General features: G+C 71.4%; 12 protein-coding genes and 1 riboswitch. Of the genes, 7 read left to right on the forward strand and 5 right to left on the reverse strand.

The genetic code is table 11. The annotated features are described in order from the left end of the window. Nucleotides 1–189: 189 nt before the first annotated feature. From AB0N80_RS10040 to AB0N80_RS10055, 4 genes are all read left to right on the forward strand, one after another. Complete coding sequence (locus tag AB0N80_RS10040) at nucleotides 190–1998, forward strand: AlkA N-terminal domain-containing protein (protein ID WP_363578657.1); 1809 nt, start codon at nucleotides 190–192, stop codon at nucleotides 1996–1998. Next, nucleotides 1995–2492, forward strand: a complete 498-nt coding sequence (locus tag AB0N80_RS10045; RefSeq protein ID WP_315993421.1) for a methylated-DNA--[protein]-cysteine S-methyltransferase — start codon at nucleotides 1995–1997, stop codon at nucleotides 2490–2492. The genes AB0N80_RS10040 and AB0N80_RS10045 overlap by 4 nt, the downstream gene beginning before the upstream one ends. A gap of 286 nt (nucleotides 2493–2778) precedes the next feature. Then, nucleotides 2779–4698 carry an ABC transporter ATP-binding protein gene (locus tag AB0N80_RS10050; protein ID WP_363578658.1) on the forward strand — a complete coding sequence of 640 codons (1920 nt, stop codon included), beginning with the start codon at nucleotides 2779–2781 and terminating at the stop codon, nucleotides 4696–4698. Beyond that, on the forward strand, nucleotides 4695–6512 hold the full coding sequence (locus AB0N80_RS10055) for an ABC transporter ATP-binding protein (protein ID WP_363578659.1): 1818 nt from the start codon (nucleotides 4695–4697) through the stop codon (nucleotides 6510–6512). Before AB0N80_RS10050 ends, AB0N80_RS10055 begins: the two co-directional genes overlap by 4 nt. Nucleotides 6513–6577: 65 nt before the next feature. Here AB0N80_RS10055 and AB0N80_RS10060 read toward each other — a convergent pair whose 3' ends face one another. Both AB0N80_RS10060 and AB0N80_RS10065 read right to left on the reverse strand, forming a co-directional pair. After that, nucleotides 6578–6763: a hypothetical protein gene (locus AB0N80_RS10060; protein WP_363578660.1), complete on the reverse strand. Its 186-nt coding sequence runs from the start codon at nucleotides 6761–6763 to the stop codon at nucleotides 6578–6580. Nucleotides 6764–6841: 78 nt separating this feature from the next. Continuing rightward, on the reverse strand, nucleotides 6842–7294 hold the full coding sequence (locus AB0N80_RS10065) for a GNAT family N-acetyltransferase (protein WP_315993417.1): 453 nt from the start codon (nucleotides 7292–7294) through the stop codon (nucleotides 6842–6844). Between the two features lie 128 nt (nucleotides 7295–7422). Here AB0N80_RS10065 and AB0N80_RS10070 point away from each other — a divergent pair, with 128 nt between their 5' ends. Both AB0N80_RS10070 and AB0N80_RS10075 read left to right on the forward strand, forming a co-directional pair. Beyond that, complete coding sequence (locus tag AB0N80_RS10070) at nucleotides 7423–7968, forward strand: hypothetical protein (RefSeq protein WP_363578661.1); 546 nt, start codon at nucleotides 7423–7425, stop codon at nucleotides 7966–7968. 114 nt (nucleotides 7969–8082) lie between these two features. Next, a complete protein-coding gene (locus AB0N80_RS10075) occupies nucleotides 8083–10302 on the forward strand; it encodes an NADP-dependent isocitrate dehydrogenase (RefSeq protein ID WP_363393270.1) in 2220 nt (739 codons plus the stop codon). Nucleotides 10303–10683: 381 nt separating this feature from the next. Here AB0N80_RS10075 and AB0N80_RS10080 read toward each other — a convergent pair whose 3' ends face one another. The 3 genes from AB0N80_RS10080 to AB0N80_RS10090 all read right to left on the reverse strand — a co-directional run bounded on the left by AB0N80_RS10080 (nucleotide 10684) and on the right by AB0N80_RS10090 (nucleotide 13995). Further along, nucleotides 10684–12084, reverse strand: a complete 1401-nt coding sequence (locus AB0N80_RS10080) for a L,D-transpeptidase family protein (protein WP_363578662.1) — start codon at nucleotides 12082–12084, stop codon at nucleotides 10684–10686. A 124-nt stretch (nucleotides 12085–12208) separates the two neighbouring features. Further along, nucleotides 12209–13612, reverse strand: coding sequence for an FAD-linked oxidase C-terminal domain-containing protein (locus tag AB0N80_RS10085; protein ID WP_363578663.1), 1404 nt, complete (start codon nucleotides 13610–13612; stop codon nucleotides 12209–12211). Then, on the reverse strand, nucleotides 13609–13995 hold the full coding sequence (locus AB0N80_RS10090; RefSeq protein WP_315993412.1) for a YrdB family protein: 387 nt from the start codon (nucleotides 13993–13995) through the stop codon (nucleotides 13609–13611). The genes AB0N80_RS10085 and AB0N80_RS10090 overlap by 4 nt, the downstream gene beginning before the upstream one ends. 352 nt (nucleotides 13996–14347) lie before the next feature. Continuing rightward, a riboswitch (ZMP/ZTP riboswitch) is annotated at nucleotides 14348–14433 on the forward strand. A 57-nt stretch (nucleotides 14434–14490) separates the two neighbouring features. On the opposite strand from AB0N80_RS10090, the gene glyA reads away from it, so the two are divergent. Next, nucleotides 14491–15765 (forward strand): serine hydroxymethyltransferase, encoded by a 1275-nt coding sequence (glyA, locus tag AB0N80_RS10095; RefSeq protein WP_363578664.1) that lies wholly within the window; start codon nucleotides 14491–14493, stop codon nucleotides 15763–15765. Nucleotides 15766–15984: the final 219 nt, after the last annotated feature.

Below are 15984 nucleotides of genomic sequence, written 5' to 3' on the forward strand. Positions count from 1 at the left end.
TCCGTCGCCCCGGGGGGTTCCGGGCGCGCCGAGTCGGGGCGTGCGCGGCGGCCCCGGGGCAACCTCCGTCGCCCCGGGGCCACCTGCGCCCCTGTCGCCACCCCGTCTCCGCCCGCGCTTCCGCGGCCGCCCACGGCCGTGTCCGATTTCCGCCAGCCGATGTCGGAGGTCGGTGGCAGGGTGGATGCCATGACCCCCACCACCGCCGACGCGCCGGGCTTCACCGAGCGCTACCGCGTGATCCAGTCGCGCGACCGACGCTTCGACGGGCAGTTCGTCACGGCCGTGCGATCGACGGGCATCTACTGCCGTCCGAGCTGTCCGGCGCGCACCCCGAACGAAGAGAACGTCACCTTCTACGCCACCTCCGCCGCAGCGCACGAGGCGGGCTATCGCGCGTGCAAGAGGTGTCTGCCCGAAGCCGCCCCGGGTTCGCCCCTGTGGGACGTACGCGGAGACGTCGTGGCCCGCGCCATGCGCCTCATCGCCGACGGAGTGGTCGATCGCGAGGGCGTCCCGGGCCTCGCCCGCCGCCTGGGGTATTCGTCGCGTCACCTCACGCGACTCCTCGCCGTCGAGCTCGGTGCGGGTCCGCTCGCCCTCGCGCGAGCCCATCGCGCCCACACCGCGCGGGCCCTGCTCGTGGGCACCGACCTGTCGTCGGCCGACGTGGCCTTCTCGGCCGGATTCTCGAGCGTCCGTCAATTCACCGAGACCATCGGCGAGGTGTTCGGGATGACGCCCAGCGCCCTGCGCGCGCGCCGTTCGGCGACCGCGCGCGCCGAGGCGGCGGCGGGCGAGATCGATCTGGCGCTTCCGGTACGCGGGCCCATCGACACGGTCGGGCTCTTCGGATGGATGCGGGCGCACGCGATCCCGGGTGTCGAGGTCGGCGACGACCGCTCGTTCGCACGGGTGGTGCGCCTTCCCGGTGGCCCCGCGTGGTTCGAGGTGCGCCGCGCCGACGACAAGCTGCGCCTGCGCGCGCGGCTGAGCGCGCTCGCCGATCTCGGCACGCTCATCGCACGGGTCAGGCGACTGTTCGATCTCGATGCCGACCCGCGCGCGATCGACGACGCCCTCGCGCGGCATCCCGAACTCGCTCCCGCCGTCGCCGCGATCCCCGGTGTCCGGGTGCCGGGGGCGATGGATGCCGACGAGATGCTGTTACGCGCCATGATCGGCCAGCAGATCAGCGTCGCCTCGGCCCGCACCATGCAGGGGCGACTCGCCGCCGAGCTGGGTGAGTCCGCGAGCGTGGCGCCCGAGCCGATGACGCTGTTCCCCCCGCCGGCCGTGATCGGCGAACGCGGACTCGAGGTGCTGCGGGGGCCGGCCGCGCGCATGCGCGCGATCGTCGAGGCCGCCGCAGCTTTGGCCGACGGCTCACTCGAGATCGGACCCGGCGACGACGGCGCCGAGCAGCGGGAGCGGCTCCTCGCCCGGCGGGGGATCGGCCCGTGGACCGCCGACTACGTGCGCATGCGTGTCCTCGGCGACCCCGACGTGCTGCTCCCCGGAGACGTCGCAGCGCGCGCCGGTGCCGCGCAGCTCGGTCTGCCGTCCGATCCCGCCGGGTTCACCGCCTGGTCGCAGCGCCTGGCTCCGTGGCGCAGCTACGCGATGGCGCACTACTGGTACGCCGCCCCGGTGACCCAGGCCTGGCGCTCGCCCGCCGAGACGGCGGCTGCGGCGGCTGTCGACCGGCCGCGGCGCCGCGCCGCGGGGGTCGACGTCGTCGCGAACGGTCTCGCCGTGGCGATCGACGACGCCGCCTCCGTGCCGGATGCCGCGGCGCCCGCGCGCGGCGCATCCGCGACATCCGCGCCGCACGGTGCCCGCGCCATCGCACCTCGCGACACGTCACCCGCTTCCGCGGTGCTCGCGCCCGCGTCACCTGCCTTCGCGGTCCCCGAGACCGCGGCACCCGCCGGGGCGCGACCCGCCCGCCCCGCACCGATCCCCGCCCCCGACGCAGAAAGCGAGACCCCCGCATGACCACGGCCACCCTGCAGTTCGTCGACACCCCCGACGGCCCCTTCGCGATCCTCGCCGACGCCGCCGATCGCGTGATCGTGTCGGGATGGACCGACGACCGCGACGCCGTCCTCGCCCGCCTGCGGCCCGACCGCCGTCCCGACCTCGTGTCCCCGGGCGAGACCGCCGCGGCCGTGGCGGTCCGCGCCTACTACGCGGGCGATGTCGCGGCGATCGACGACGTCGAGGTCGCGCAGCACGGTACGGCCCTCCAGCTCGCCGGGTGGCAGGGCCTGCGCCGTATCGCGCCCGGTTCCCCGCTGACCTACACCGGGTTCGCCGCGGCGCTGGGCTCGCCCACCGCGGTGCGGGCCGCGGCATCCGTCTGCGCCCGCAATGCGGTCGCCCTGTTCGTCCCGTGCCACCGCGTTCTGCGGGGAGACGGGACGATGGGCGGATTCGCGTGGGGCACCGCGGTCAAGCAGAGCCTCCTCGCGCGCGAAGCGGCGGCCTGAGCGGCGAAGACACCCTTGCCTTCAGCGTTCTCACAGGGATACTCTGGAGGGCTGTCGTTCCCCCGGCGATGGCTTCACCAGATCAAGGAGGATGCCATGGACCAGATCGACGCCCCCGTCGCCCCGGCCGCCGCGTTCTCCGTCGCCGCGCGTCCCGGCCGACGCTCCTAGGGCCCGCGTCCACGCTCCGGCGCTCGCGCTTCCGCCCTGACCGACGAAACCCGTCGCGCCCTCGGCTTCCCTGTCCGCGCCCGATCCCGGCGCCCGCTTCGACCCCCTGAGGATCATGACCACCTCGACGACTCCGAAACGTCTCTCCACGCCGCGCGCGCTCGCGCGGTTGCTGCCCATCGCGCGGCCGGTGCTGCCGCGCCTCATCGCGGGCGCCGTCACGGCGCTCATCGCGAGCCTCCTCGCCCTCGCCATCCCGCTCGTCCTCGAGCAGATCGTCGCGGGCCCCATCGCCTCCCTCGACCCCGCCGCGCTCGTGGGGGGCTCGCTCGCCGTGCTCGCGCTCGGCCTCGCCGAGGCGGCGATGGTGTGGCTGCGTCGGTGGTTCGTGCTCGCGCCGGCGACCAAGGTCGAATACGACCTGCGCCAGTCGTTCTACTCGCGCCTGCAGCGGCTGCCCGTCGCCTTCCACGACCGGTGGCAGTCGGGGCAGCTCCTCTCCCGCATGATGCAGGACATCAGCATGCTGCGCCGGTGGCTCGCCTTCGGTGTCATCCTGCTCGTCGTCAACATGCTGACGATCGCGATCGGCGCGATCCTGCTCTTCCGCTGGCACTGGCTGCTCGGAGCACTGTTCCTCGTCACCTCGGCCCCGGTGATCTACGTCGGCTTCCGGTTCGAGAAGCGGTACGGCGCCCTCACCCGTCAGAGCCAGGATCAGGCGGGCGATCTCGCGACCTCCGTCGAAGAGAGCGTCCACGGCATCCGCGTGCTCAAGGCCTTCGGCCGCGGAAAGCACGCGCTGCAGAAGTTCACCCGCCAGGCGGAGTCGCTGCGTGAGACCGAGATCGACAAGGCCCGCGCGGTCGGCTGGATCTGGTTCTGGCTCGTGCTGCTGCCCGACATCGCCTTCGCCGTCTGCCTCGGCGCGGGGATCGTGCTGGCGCAACTCGAGCAGCTGCAGGTCGCCGAGCTCGTGGCCTTCTTCGCCATGGCCACCGTGCTGCGCTGGCCGATGGAGTCGATCGGCTTCCTCTTCTCGTTCCTGCTCGACGCGCGCACCGCGACCGACCGCATCTTCGAGGTGTTCGACGAGCAGAACACGATCGTCGACCCGGAGAACCCGCGTTCGATCGCCGCACCGCGCGGCGAGCTCACCTTCGAGGGCGCCCACTTCCGCTATCAGGATGCCGCCGGCACCGAGCCCGATCTGCTCGACGGGATCGATCTGACGCTGCGCCCGGGCGAGACGATGGCCCTCGTGGGCCTGACCGGCTCCGGCAAGACCACGCTCACGACCCTGCCGGGCCGGCTCTACGACGTCACGGGCGGACGCGTGCTGCTCGACGGCGTCGACGTGCGCGAGCTGTCGCTCGCCGAGCTGCGGCGCCATGTCGGCATGGCCTTCGAAGACGCGACCCTGTTCTCGCAGACGGTGCGCGACAACGTCCTCCTCGGGCGCGAAGACCTCGTCCCGGGCTCGCCCGAGGCGGAGGAGATCCTGCGCGAAGCCCTGCAGGTCGCTCAGGCCCAGTTCGTGCACGACCTGCCCGACGGTGTCGACACCGTCATCGGCGAGGAGGGGCTCAGCCTCTCGGGCGGCCAGCGTCAGCGTCTCGCCCTTGCGCGAGCGGTCGCCGCCCGCCCCGCCGTCCTCGTGCTCGACGATCCGCTGTCGGCGCTCGACGTCGACACCGAGGCCCTCGTCGAAGACGCCCTGCGCGAGGTCCTCAGCGAGACGACGGCCCTGGTCGTCGCCCACCGGCCCTCGACGGTCACCCTGGCCGATCGCGTCGCGCTGCTGGAGAACGGGCGCGTCACGGCGGTCGGCACCCATTCCGAGCTGCTGCGCGAGAGCGGGCACTACCGCTACGTCATCTCGAGCCTCGAAGAAGCCGAGCGCGAGGCGCGAACGGGAGCCGTCTCGATCATCGCTCCCGACGAGGACTTCGCGGACACCGACGGGCGCCGGGCCACGGCATCCGGAGACGCCCCCACCGACGACGCCCTCACCGAGAAGGAGGCGACCCGATGAGCACCGCGACCGTGTCCGGGACCAGCGGCGAAGACCGCTCCGACTACACGCGCGCCGAGAGCAAGGCCATCCGGCAGCGCTCCCTCCGGCTGCTCGGATCGCTCGTGTCACCGCTGCGGTGGCAGCTCGTGCTGGCTGCGGCCGTGCTCGTCGTCTCGACGGCACTGCGTGTGGCCGGTCCCGCGCTGATCGCCTACGGCATCGACAACGCGCTCCCCGCCGTCATCGAGCGCAGCGACTGGATGCCGACCTACGGCGTGGTCGGCGTGTACCTGCTCGCGGGCATCGGCGGTGCCGTGCTGATCGGCTGGTACGTGGTCGTCGCCGCGCGTCTGACGCAGGCGATCATGCTCGACCTGCGCAAGCGCATCTTCCTGCACACGCAGAAGCTCAGCCTCGAATTCCACGAGTCGTACACCTCCGGCCGCATCATCTCGCGTCAGACGAGCGACCTCGACACCATCCGCGAGCTGCTCGACGGCGGACTGAACGAGCTGGTGTCGGGGGTGCTCTACGGCCTGTTCACCCTCGCCGCGCTCTTCCTCATCGACTGGCAGTCGGGGCTGATCCTCACCGTCATGGGCATCCCGATGTACCTGCTCATGCGCTGGTTCTACACGCGCTCGCAGGTCATCTACCGGGAGTCGCGCGTCATCAGTGCGCAGGTCATCGTCAAGTTCGTCGAGACCATGACGGGTATCCGCGCCGTGAAGGCGTTCCGCAAGGAACCCCGCAACGACGCCGAGTTCGGCGCGCTCGCCGCGGACTACCGCGACGTCAACATGCGCTCGATCCGCCTATTCGGAACGTTCGAGCCGGGGATCATGGCGGTCGCCGCCGTCTCGGTGGCCGTCGTGCTGCTGTGGGGCGGCGGTCGCGTCATCGCCGGTCCGCTCGAGATCGGCGTACTGACGGCTGCCGTGCTGTACGTGCGCAACTTCTTCTCCCCCCTGCAGGAGGTCGCGTTCTTCCTGAACTCCTACCAGTCCGCCACCGCGGCCCTGGAGAAGGTGTCGGGCGTCCTCGAGGAGGAGCCGACGGTTCCCGACCCGAGCGACCCCGTCGACCTGTGGAGTGCCCGCGGGCACGTCCGCTTCGACGAGGTCACCTTCGGCTACACCGAGGGTCGGGTCATCCTGCCGAACTTCACGCTCGACATCCCCGCGGGGCAGACGATCGCCCTCGTCGGCACCACCGGCGCCGGCAAGACGACGCTCGCGAAGCTCATCTCGCGCTTCTACGACCCGACGCAGGGTGCCGTCACCCTCGACGAGGTCGATCTGCGTCGCCTGCATCCGAAGGATCTCCGCCGCGCGATCGTCATGGTCACCCAGGAGGCGTACCTCTTCAGCGGAACGGTCGCCGACAACATCGCGCTCGGCAAGCCCGACGCCACGATGGACGAGATCCGCGCCGCCGCCCGTGCGGTGGGCGCCGACGGCTTCATCTCGAAGCTGCCCGACGGCTACGACACCGACGTGAACAAGCGCGGCGGTCGGGTCTCTGCGGGCCAGCGTCAGCTGATCTCCTTCGCGCGCGCCTTCCTCGCCGACCCCGCGGTGCTGATCCTCGACGAGGCGACGGCGTCGCTCGACATCCCGAGCGAGCGTCTCATCCAGGATGCGCTGCAGACGTTGCTGGCCGACCGCACGGCGATCATCATCGCGCACCGCCTGTCGACGGTCGCGATCGCCGACCGCGTGCTGGTGATGGAGCACGGTCGCATCATCGAGGACGACACCCCCGCCGCCCTCATCGCCGGGACGGGCAAGTTCGCTCAGCTGCACGCGGCGTGGCGGGAGTCGCTCGTCTGACCCCGGGCGCCGAGAACATCGGATGCCACGCCCCCCGCCTGACGCGGGGCGCGTGGCATCCGTCGTCAGTCACGCGGAGCGCGGCGGCGAGCCCGTAGGTCGAGGACGCCCCGCAGGACGGACGTCACGGCAGCGGAAAGCAGAATGGCCGTGGTGGCGATGTTCCACCAGTGCGGAGTCGAGCCCAGCTGAACGAGGCTGTAGGCCGCGAGCGCGACCCCGAAGGGGATGGAGAACCACGGTCCGGACACGGGGACACCGTACGAGGAAGCGGGTCCTCCGCGCGCCCGGAGGCTACAACCTCACCCGGGAAGCAGAGGTGGTTCGCCTCACACGCGAACGCGCGCGATGACCTCGCCGTACTCCGTCTCGTCGACGGGCTCGAAACCCACCCGCTGGAAGAAGGCCTCGGGGCCGCCGACGCCGGGTTCGTAGATGACGTCGACGTGGTCCATACCGCGGCGGCGCGCCTCTTCGAGCAGCTGCCCGAGCGCGAAGCTGCCGACACCGCGGCCCTGGTCGTCGGCGTCGACGTTGATGCGCCACAGCACGGAGCGGAAGTGCTCCTCGGGGGCCTCGCCGTCGAAGTTGGCGCTCACGAAGCCGACGACCTCGTCGCCGTCGAGCACCACGCGCTGCCACGACGTGGACGGGTTCATCACGGTCGCGGCGATGCCGTAGCTGACCGGGGCGAGGAACTGCTCCTGGCCGGGCTTGAGCGAGAGGTTGTTCACGGCCACGATCGTGGCGGCGGACAGTTCGACGAGACGCAGGTCAGCCATGCGCCCAGGCTAGCGGCACCGTCGTCCCGGCCCCAAGATCCCATGCCACCGCATGCGTTCGGCGTCATGGTTTTCGCGCCCCCGCCCGCCCGCCGCCCCGCCCCGGGCACCCGCCGTAGGGTGGATGGATGGATGCCGCCACCCCGCCGCCCGCGCGCCCTCCCCGCGCCGAAGACGGACCGGCGGGTCGGTGGAAGGTCGCCCGCGCGTGCGTCCTCCACGTGGAGCGAGAGGCGCAGGGCACCACGGTCGACGCGGTGTCGGCTGCTCTGGCGCGGGCGCACCTGCGCCCGGCGCCGGAACGCACGAGCTCCGCCGATCCGGGGGCGACGGGCGAGAGTCTCTGGGTGTGGGAGCGCGGCGACATCGTCAGCGAGGCGCTGTTCAACAACACCGGGTTGTCACTCTTCACGACGCGTATCGGACCGTTCTCCCTGAAGGCCGTGGTCGTCGTGACGTCGCGCGTCGAGCGAGAGGAGTGCCGCGTGATCGTGTCGATGGTGGTCGGCAGTCAGCTCGCCGACGAGATCTCCCGCGAGGTGGATGCTGCGATCGACGGTCTCGCCGCGAAGGGCGCCCGGATCGAGGGGCCGGGGTGGATGCGCGTCGCCGACCTTCCTCGCGACACCATGGCGCATCCGAAGACGGCCCGGGAGCACGGCATCCGCGCCTGAACGGGGTCCACACGACAGGGGGGCGCCGAGTGGAACTATCTCGACATCAAGAGACTTTGCCCTGGTGCGATAGGCTGGTTCGCAACCCTGGCCGCCTCTACGGAGAGATCTGACGTGCCCGATTCCACCATCATCTACACGTACACCGACGAGGCGCCGGCTCTCGCCACCGCGTCGTTCCTGCCCATCGTGCAGGCCGTCACGAAGCAGGCGGGCGTCGACGTCGAGACCCGCGACATCTCGCTCGCCGGCCGCATCCTCGCGGCCTTCCCGCAGCGCCTCACCCCCGAGCAGCAGGTGGGCGACGCCCTCGCCGAGCTCGGCGGTCTCGCGACGCTGCCCGAGGCGAACATCATCAAGCTGCCGAACATCTCGGCATCCATCCCTCAGCTCAAGGCGGCGATCGCCGAGCTGCAGGCGCAGGGCTACGACATCCCCGACTACCCCGACGAGGCGTCGAGCGTCGATGAGAAGGACGTCCGCGCCCGGTACGACCGCATCAAGGGCTCGGCCGTGAACCCCGTGCTGCGCGAGGGCAACAGCGACCGCCGCGCGCCCCTGGCGGTGAAGAACTACGCCAAGAAGCACCCGCACCGCAACAAGGCGTTCGGCGAGGGCTCGAAGACCCGCGTCGCGACCCTCGGCCACGACGACTTCCGCTCGAACGAGAAGTCGGTCGTCATCGCCGACGACGACGTGCTCACCATCCAGCACGTCTCGGCCGACGGCACCACGAAGACCCTCAAGGACGGCCTCAAGGTCCTCCAGGGCGAGATCGTGGATGCCACGTTCCTCTCGGCCGCGGCCCTCGACGCGTTCCTCGCCGACACGCTGGCCGAGGCCAAGGCCGACGACGTGCTCTACTCGGTGCACCTCAAGGCCACGATGATGAAGGTCAGCGACCCGATCATCTTCGGTCACGTCGTGAAGGCCTTCTTCGCCGATGTCTTCGACCGTCACGGCGACGCCCTCGCGGCCGCCGGGCTCACCCCGAACGACGGCCTCGGCTCGATCCTCGCGGGTCTGGCGAACGTCGAGGGCGGCGAGGCCATCGCGGCCGAGATCCGCGCCGGTCTCGAGAACGGCCCCCGCCTCTCGTACGTGAACAGCGACAAGGGCATCACCAACCTGCACGTGCCCTCCGACGTCATCGTCGACGCCTCGATGCCCGCGCTCATCCGCAACGGCGGCAAGCTGTGGGGCGCCGACGGGGGAGAAGACGACACACTCGCCGTCATCCCCGACTCCTCGTACGCCGGTGTCTACCAGGCGACCATCGAGGACGTCATCGCCAACGGTCCGCTCGACCCGGCGACCATCGGCTCGGTACCGAACGTCGGTCTCATGGCTCAGGCCGCCGAGGAGTACGGCAGCCACGACAAGACCTTCGAGATCCCGGCCCCGGGCCGCGTGCAGGTCGTCGCCTCGAACGGCGACGTGCTGCTCGAGCACGAGGTGAGCACGGGCGACATCTGGCGCGCGACGCAGACCAAAGACGTGGCTGTCCGCGACTGGGTGAAGCTCGCCGTCACGCGCGCCCGCGCGACCGGCGTTCCGGCCGTGTTCTGGCTCGACGAGACCCGCGCGCACGATCGCAACCTCATCGCCAAGGTGCACGAGTACCTCGCCGACCACGACACCGAGGGCCTCACCATCGAGATCCTCGCTCCGGCCGAGGCCACGCGGTACTCGCTCGAGCGCATCCGCCGCGGTGAGGACACCATCTCGGTCACCGGCAACGTGCTGCGTGACTACCTCACCGACCTGTTCCCGATCCTCGAGGTGGGCACGAGCGCCAAGATGCTCTCGATCGTGCCGCTGCTCGCGGGCGGTGGCCTGTTCGAGACCGGTGCCGGTGGCTCCGCCCCCAAGCACGTGCAGCAGCTCGTCGAGGAGGACTACCTCCGCTGGGACTCGCTCGGCGAATTCTTCGCCCTCGCGGCCTCGCTCGAGCACCTCGCCGACACGACGGGCAACGACCGCGCCCGCGTGCTCGCACAGACGCTGGATGCGGCGACCGGCACGTTCCTCGAGAACGACAAGTCGCCGGGCCGTGCGCTCGGCACGATCGACAACCGCGGCAGCCACTTCTACCTCGCGCTGTACTGGGCTGAGGAGCTCGCGAAGCAGACGACGGATGCCGACCTGGCGGCCGTCTTCGCCCCTGTCGCCGAGAAGCTGGAGGCGGAGGAGCAGACCATCGTGTCCGAGCTCAACGCGGTCCAGGGCCACCACGCCGAGATCGGCGGCTACTACCGCCCCGACACGGCGCTCGTCGAGAAGGTCATGCGCCCCTCGGCCACGCTGAACGCGGTCATCGACGCGCTGCGTTGATCGCCTGATCCCGAGAGGGGCGGATGCCATCGGCATCCGCCCCTCTTTCGTCGTCGCCCCGCCCCGAGACCGTGCGTTGGGCCGATCCGTCGGCCCGGGTCGGCGTGCACAGCTCCTGCAGAGCCGCCGCTCCCGCTGGCGATGAACATTCGGCCGAGCCGTAGCGCAGGAGTTGTGCGCGCGAGGGACGCGATCCCGGGGCGGACGGGCCGGCCGAGGAGGGGAACTCCTGCGGTGCGTCGCGCCCACGGGGACGGCCCGCGTGATGTCGCGCCCGCGTGAGCGGACGGGCTGTCGCACGCCCACTCGAGGGAGGGGCCCCGAAACGGGACGAGGGGCGGATGCCGAATGGCATCCGCCCCTCTTCTGAAGGATCCGGGCTCAGTAGTGGACCGACACCTCGGTGCCGCGGTAGGCCCAGTCGTAGAGCTCCTTGGCCTGCGGGATGGTCATGTTGATGCAGCCGTGGCTCATCGGCGTACCGAAGTTGTTGTGCCAGTAGGTGCCGTGGAAGCCCTCGTCGCCGTTGAAGTAGGCGACCCAGGGGACGTCCTTCGTGCAGTAGTCGTAGCCGGGGACGCAGCCCATGTCCTGCATGGCCGTCTTCCAGCCGATGCGGAACTCGCCGGTGTGGGTGGCGTGGTCGCCCGCGCCCGACGAGATCGTGTAGGTGCGGTACACCTGCCCGTTCTGCCAGAGCGTCGTGGTCTGCGTGCTGAGGTTGACGTCGATACGGCGCTCGGTCTTCGTCGTCTCGAACGGCGTCTCGGCCACGGTCAGGGCGTACCGCCCGTTGCCCTCGGCGAGCTGCGTGGCGAAGGCCGCGGCGATGCCGGCGGTGTCGCCGAGCGAGCGTCCGGTCTGACCCTCGGTGTTGGTGTGGATGACCTCTCCGCCGGTGTCGACGATCACGTCGGCGTTGATCGCCCCACGATCGACCGCGGCGGGGAGCCCGGCGACCGCATCCTGGATCGCGGCCTCGTCGGCCGAGATCGCGAACACGCCCTTGCCGTCGGGAGTGACGGTGAGCCACGAGGCGGCGGTGGCGCGGTCGACGGTGACGGTGCGCTCGTCGCCGACGTAGAAGCCGGCCGAATCGAGGATGCCGTTGAGCGTGCCGACCGCGGCCGCGGCCTCGTCGGTGGAGACGGGGGCGTCGACGGGCACGAGCGAGGCCTCGACGGTGGTCGCAGCGGTGCCGGCGTCGAATGCCGACTGCAGCGCCGCGGTAACCGCTGTGACATCGATGCCTTCGCCGGCCTCGGCGGGGGTGGTCACGTAGGCCTGCGACCCGGCGTCATACGCGACGGTCGCGTCGACGGGAGCGCGGTACGCGCCGGGGGCCTTGTCGCGAAGAGCTGCGGCGGCCTCGGCCTCGTCGATCTGGACGGACACGCCCGTCCCCTGCGGGAACCACGACGAGGGCTTCCACATCGGGTTGTCGGCGAAGGCCTTGTCGGCGAGGGCTGCCGCGTCGACGGTCGCGCCGAGGTCGGCACCGGTCACGACGACCTCGCCCGCGGGGCTCTCGACCGTGACGGCCGTCTGCGCCAGACGCGACTCGATGGCCTGCGCCGCAGCGCCGGCCGTGAGACCGCCGATCTGCACGCCGGCGACCGAGGCCCCGGGGGCGATCAGCACGAGCGAAGCGGCGATGAGGGCCACGGCCGTGGCACCGGCGGGGATGCCGATCCACAGGCCGGAGCGGTTCTTGCGCGGCTGGGGCTCGGCGGGAGCCCAGGCGTACGTCGCGCCGTCGGTGCCAGGTGCGCCGTCGGTCATAGTCAAACCCCCCGGAAGTCAGTCTTCCAATGGTAGAGGCGCACACTGCGCGTCTGCCCTGAGCAATATCACGGTCTGATCACGCCCGTGGCGCGACGCGGCCGTGCCGGCCGGGAAGCGCGACTCAGGGAGCGAACACCTTGCCGGGGTTCAGGATGCCGAGGGGATCGAAGACGCGGGCGATGTCTCGTTGCAGGGCCCACTGATCGTCGCCCAACTCCTCGGCGAGCCAGCGTCGCTTGAGCACGCCGATGCCGTGCTCACCGGTGAGCGTGCCGCCGAGCGCGAGCGCCGCGCGGAACAGCTCCTCCGCCGCCTCCCACACCACCGGGGGGACCTCGGGCCCCTCGAAGACGAAGTTCGGATGCAGGTTGCCGTCGCCCGCGTGGGCGACGGCGGGGATGACGAGGCCGTACTGCCGTTCGATGCGGGCGATCTCGTCGAACATGTCGGGAAGCGCGCTGCGGGGTACCGACACGTCCTCGATGAGGGGGGTGCCGAGCGTCTCCATCGCCGGGTGCATGGCCCGCCGCACCGCGAGCAGCTCCTCGCCCTCGGCCGCGTCGGCCGCGACCGACACGCGTCCTCCCGCGGCCTCCAGCACCGCGGCGATCGCCCGTGCTTCATCGACCGCGACGGGGCCGTCGGTCTGGATCGTCACCTGCGCCGCGCCCGCGGGAGGGGTGGGCAGCGAGAGCAGGCGGTGCACGGCGGCGAGGCTCGTGGCATCCATCAGCTCCATGATCGCGGGCTGCACTCCGGATGCCGTGACCGCGGCGCAGGCGACGGCGGCGGCGCGCACGCCGTCGAACAGGGCCGTCAGGGTCACACGCTCGCCTTCGACGAGGCGGCGGAGCTTGAGGGTCGCGCCCACCACCACGCCGAGTGTGCCCTCGGATCCGATCACGAGCGAGGTGAGGTCGAGGCCGGTCACCCCCTTCACGCTGCGGTGGCCGAGGTGGAGGAGGCGGCCGTCGGCGAGCACGAGGTCGACGCCGAGCACCGCGTCGCGCACCACGCCGTACTTCGCGCACAGCAGGCCACCCGCACCGGTGGCGATGTTGCCGCCGACGGTGGAGATGGCCCGGCTCGCGGGGTCGGGGGCCCACCAGACTCCGTGAGATTCGAGGTGGGTGTTGAGGTCGGCGTTCAGGATGCCGGGTTCGACGACGGCCAGCAGATCGTCGGGGCGCACCTCGAGCACGCGGTCCATCGCGCGCACCGACAGGCTGATCTCACCGCCGCCGGTGTTGGCGCCGCCCGCGAGTCCCGTCCCCGCTCCGCGCGGCACGACGGGCGTGCGTGTGGCGGTGGCGATGCGCATGACGGCCTGGACGTCGGCGACGGACGCCGCGTGCACCACCGCGAGGGGGAGGCCCTCGGCCGCGTGGCCCGATTTGTCGGCGCGAGCCGCCTCGAGGGCGGCGGGGGCGGTGTCGACGCGCGCGCCGAGTTCGGCCCGGAGCAGCGCGAGGACGTCGTCACCCGCGCGCTGCGACGGCGTGAGGTGCGCCGTCTCGTCTGTCATGCCAGGCGCCGGCGGCCGTTCAGGGCGCCGAAGACGACGGCGACGATGGCGAAACCGAGGCCGATCCAGGCCTGGCCCATGCTCCACCACGCCACGGTGGCCGCGGCGTAGACGAACAGCTCGACGATGGCGCGCACGAAGGGGTGCACGGCGAGCACCGCGCGGGGTGAGACGAACAGGGCCCAGACGATCACGGCCAGGGCCGGGGCGCCGATGCCGGCCACGATGTTCCACGGCAGCGGCCACGCGGTGAAGCCCCAGATGGCGAGCGTCACGAAGGCGAAGAGGCCGCAGACGACGCTGCCGATCTCGACCGCCGTCGGCCGCGGGCGCATGCCGGGAGCGAGGGGCGCCTGCGCGCGGACGTTGGGGGAGTCGGTCACCCCGCCATTTTACGCGGGCCCGCGGGCTCGGCATCCGGGATCGCTCACCGTCGAGCCGATCGCGCCGCAACCGAGGTCCCTGAGCCTGTCGAAGAGACCGGGCCCGCGCCGGCCGCGGCGGCGTCGGCACGCTCAGCCCCCTCGCCCAGCTCAGGTCCCTGAGCCTGTCGAAGCCACCGGGACCCGCGGAGGCCCCGGTGGCTTCGACGAGCCCAGCCACCTCTGCGTCGGACAGGGCTGACGCGGACCGTGGCGCCTTCGACAGGCTCAGCCCCCTCCGCGTCGAGAGGAACCTGTGGAGCAACGGTGGATGCCGGGTCACGCGAGGCCGCGCACGTGATACGCGATACAGTGGCACCGTCGCGACTGGCGTTGAGGTGGGACACCACCGGGGAGCGACCGCTTGACGGTATTCGACCGCACGCCTGGGTCGATGCGGTATCTCCGCGGACTCGCCGAGTCCGCGGCATCCGGAACCATCGTCAAGGAGATCGCATGACCGATCCGTACTTCAACGCCCCTCTCTCGGAGGTCGACCCCGAGATCGCCGAGGTCCTCGAGCGCGAACTGAACCGCCAGCGCGGCTTCCTCGAGATGATCGCGTCGGAGAACTTCGTGCCCGTCTCGGTGCTGCAGTCGCAGGGCTCGGTGCTGACCAACAAGTACGCCGAGGGCTACCCCGGACGCCGCTACTACGGCGGCTGCGAAGAGGTCGACGTCGCCGAGTCGCTCGCGATCGAGCGCGCCAAGCAGCTGTTCGGCGCCGAGTTCGCCAACGTCCAGCCGCACTCCGGCGCCTCCGCCAACGCTGCGGTGCTGCACGCGATCGCGCGCCCCGGCGACACGCTGCTCGGTCTCGCCCTCGACCAGGGCGGCCACCTGACGCACGGCATGAAGATCAACTTCTCGGGCCGTCTCTACGACATCGTCGCGTACGGCGTCGACCCCGAGACCTCGGTCATCGACATGGACGAGGTGCGCCGTCTCGCCGTCGAGCACAAGCCGAAGGTCATCATCGCCGGCTGGTCGGCATACCCGCGTCAGCTCGACTTCGAAGCGTTCCGCGCGATCGCCGACGAGGTAGGCGCCCTCCTCTGGGTCGACATGGCGCACTTCGCCGGTCTCGTGGCCGCGGGCGTGCACCCGAGCCCGATCCCGCACGCGCACGTCGTCTCCACCACCGTGCACAAGACGATCGGCGGCCCCCGCTCGGGCCTGATCCTCACCAACGACGCCGACATCGCCAAGAAGATCAACACCGCGGTCTTCCCCGGGCAGCAGGGCGGTCCGCTCATGCACGTCATCGCGGCGAAGGCGACGGCGTTCAAGCTCGCGATGACGCCCGAGTTCAAGGAACGTCAGGAGCGCACGCTCCGCGGAGCGGCGATCCTCGCCGACCGTCTCACCCAGGACGACGTGAAGAACGCCGGCATCGCCGTGCGCTCGGGCGGCACCGACGTGCACCTCGTGCTCGTCGATCTCCGCGAGGCCGAGATCGACGGCAAGCAGGCCGAAGACCTGCTGCACGACATCCACATCACGGTCAACCGCAACGCCGTGCCGAACGACCCGCGTCCGCCGATGGTGACCTCGGGCCTTCGCATCGGCACCCCGGCGCTCGCGACCCGCGGCTTCGGCGACGTGGAGTTCACCGAGGTGGCCGACATCATCGCCCTCGCGCTGATCCCGGGCGCCGACGTCGAGGCTCTCCGCGCCCGCGTGGCGACGCTGACCGAGGCCTTCCCGCTGTACCCCGACCTGCAGCAGTGAGCCGTGCCGGGGCGGGCGTCGCGCAGGCGGCCCCGCCCCGGCATCCGGTGTCCGCTTTTCGCGGCGCGGTCCCCGGCGTCGCATTCGTCCGGCGCAGGGCCGCGATAAACGCTGATTCTGTCGAAACACGGTGCGACGCCGCGTGTCTCACGAGGATCAGCGTTTATCGCTGCGGTGACACCGACGACCGTGCCCCCGGCGGCTTCGGGGCGCGGCACC

This window comes from Microbacterium sp. NPDC089188 (genome assembly GCF_040685155.1).
Taxonomy (GTDB): domain Bacteria; phylum Actinomycetota; class Actinomycetes; order Actinomycetales; family Microbacteriaceae; genus Microbacterium; species Microbacterium galbum.